This is a genomic window from Streptomyces sp. (assembly GCF_036566765.1).
Taxonomy (GTDB): Bacteria; Actinomycetota; Actinomycetes; order Streptomycetales; family Streptomycetaceae; genus Streptomyces.
Map to the genome: position 1 here is coordinate 1 of NZ_DATCVQ010000253.1, position 2,202 is coordinate 2,202.

Consider the following 2,202-nt stretch of genomic DNA (forward strand, 5'->3'; position numbering starts at 1 on the left):
ACCAGCCAGAAGAAGAGCGAGACCGCCGACGGCGGTGTCGAGCTCTTCCGCGGCGAGGGCAAAGCTCGGGAGACCGTGACGGCGTTCAAGCCGGCCACGATCACCCGGCTGAAGTCTGAGGGCTGGACGCCCGTCGAGGACAAGGACGCCTGATGGGCAACACGCGGAAGCCCACGGGTAAGCCGACGAGCCTCGCCCGGTACCGCTCTGAGGTCAAGGGCGATCCGTTCGTCCTGTGGCTCGACGACGACGAGAAGATCGAGATCCCGCGGCCGACGGGTGACCAGATGTTCGAGGCCGAGGAGGCGTTCAACTCGGGCACGTCCCGGGATGTCATCGGCGCCTTCTGTGGCGACCAAGCCGACGCCTTCCTCGAGGTCGTTGGCAAGGAGGACGCGGCCGTGGTTATGAAGATCGCCGAGGACATGCGGGAGCACTTCGGCCTGGGAAACTGATTCGCCTCACCGGCCTGCTCGACAGGTACGGCGAGGCGATCACGGCCGACCTCGGGCTCGCGGGCTGGGACATAGTCGACCTGTACGAGCAGGGCAGGTGGGCGTTCGCGCTGACGCTGATCGACCACCTTCCCCGCACGTCCGCGTTCGCAGCCGCCGTTGCACAGGATGACGAGCTGGCGGCCCAGGTGGGTGACCTGCCGAAGGGCAGCGACGTCCCGCCCTTGACGGAGTGGACCCCCGAGGTCCAGGCGCTCGCCATGGTGGTGGACCGGCTCGCAGAAGTGGCGAACGCGGTCGTCGCCGGCGCAGGCGGGAAACCGTCGCGGGCTCGTCCGTACCCGCGCCCGGTGACCGCGTTCGACCGCGCTCGTGCAAAGCGGATCCGTGAGGCCACCGACGACATGGTCGCCCAACTCTTCCCAGCCAACTCTGAGGGGGCGTGAATGCCGAGCAACGTGCGCTTCGAGCCACCCTCGCCCGCGGCACTGGCCGCGCTGGCGGCGACGGCGGAGATGGACGCCGCGATGGCCCAGATCGCCGAGGCCGGCCGTGTGTATGCGGAGTCGATCGCCCCGGTGGAGACCGGGGCGTTCCGGTCGTCGTTCCGGGTCGACGGCGACGGCCCGGGCGCGCGGCTGATGAACGACGACGAGGGCGCTGCGGCCATCGAGCACGGGTCGGATGACACGCCCGCCCACCACACGCTCGCGCAGACCGCTGACTGGCTGGAAGGAGGGGCTTCCTGATGGCTGTGAGTGCGGGTACCGCCTGGATCACGGTGCTGCCCAACATGGGCGGGTTCAAGAAGGCTTTCACGGCCGGCGTCGGTGCAGCCCTGCTCGGCGTTGCCGCGTCGGGCGTGAAGCTGCGAGCCGAGTTCGAGAAGTCCCTGAACACGGTGGGCGCGGTCACCGGGGCGACCCGTGGCGAGATGAAGGCGCTCGAGAAGGCTGCCATCGACATGGGCAACTCGACCGTGTTCTCTGCGAACGAAGCCGCCAAGGCGATGGTCGAGCTCGCCAAGGGCGGCATCTCGGTGGCCGACATGCGCGCTGGCGCGCTGAAGGGGACCCTCCTGCTCGCTGCGGCAGGCGGAACCGATCTGGCCACCGCGGCCGAGATCGCCTCGAACGCACTCAACACCTTCGGCCTCAAGGGCCGCGACATGAACAAGGTCGCCAACGCCCTTGCCGGCGGCGCCAACGCGTCCACGGCGTCGGTCGAGTCCCTGGGGCAGGCGCTCGCGCAGGTGGGGCCTGGCGCGAAGAACGCCGGCCTGGACATCAACGAGACGGTCGGCGCCCTGGCGGCCTTCGACTCGGCGGGTATCAAGGGTTCCGACGCCGGCACATCGCTCAAGACGATGCTGGCGCGTCTCGCGCCCCAGACCGACGCAGCCCGGTCGGCCATGAAGAACCTAGGCCTGGACTTCACCAAGCGCAACGGCGACTTCGTCTCGCTGGGCAACGTCTCCCAGCAGCTCCAGGACAAGCTGCTCGGACTCTCGGAGTCCGAGCGCACCACTGCGCTGTCGACCATCTTCGGCTCCGACGCCACGCGCGCCGCCACCGTCCTGATGAACGAGGGCTCCAAGGGGCTCGGCAAGTACGTCAGCGCGACCAAGAACCAGAAGGCCGCGCAGGACGCCGCCAACGCCGCGATGAAGGGGCTCCCCGGGGCGCTCGAGCGACTCTCCGGCGCATGGGAGACCTTGCGCCTGCAGATCGGCAAGGCCCTCGCGCCC

General features: G+C 69.3%; 4 protein-coding genes. All 4 read left to right on the forward strand.

Features of this window, described 5'->3' with window-relative positions:
- Positions 1-152 precede the first annotated feature (152 nt).
- The gene (locus VIU94_RS14350; protein ID WP_331911396.1) at positions 153-455 is read left to right on the forward strand and encodes a hypothetical protein; all 303 of its coding nucleotides are present in this window, start codon (positions 153-155) and stop codon (positions 453-455) included.
- Positions 456-643: 188 nt separating this feature from the next.
- Positions 644-901, forward strand: a complete 258-nt coding sequence (locus tag VIU94_RS14355) for a hypothetical protein (RefSeq protein ID WP_331911398.1) — start codon at positions 644-646, stop codon at positions 899-901.
- On the forward strand, positions 902-1,204 hold the full coding sequence (locus VIU94_RS14360) for a hypothetical protein (RefSeq protein ID WP_331911400.1): 303 nt from the start codon (positions 902-904) through the stop codon (positions 1,202-1,204).
- Positions 1,204-2,202 (forward strand): phage tail tape measure protein (locus VIU94_RS14365; RefSeq protein ID WP_331911402.1); only part of this gene is annotated, 999 nt, incomplete at its 3' end. The genes VIU94_RS14360 and VIU94_RS14365, both read left to right, overlap by 1 nt.

What these genes read in the sequence shown, in the direction of transcription:
- VIU94_RS14350 (WP_331911396.1), top strand. Translation starts at nt 153, where the DNA reads ATGGGCAACACGCGGAAGCCCACGGGTAAGCCGACGAGCCTCGCCCGG.
- VIU94_RS14360 (WP_331911400.1), top strand. Translation starts at nt 902, where the DNA reads ATGCCGAGCAACGTGCGCTTCGAGCCACCCTCGCCCGCGGCACTGGCC.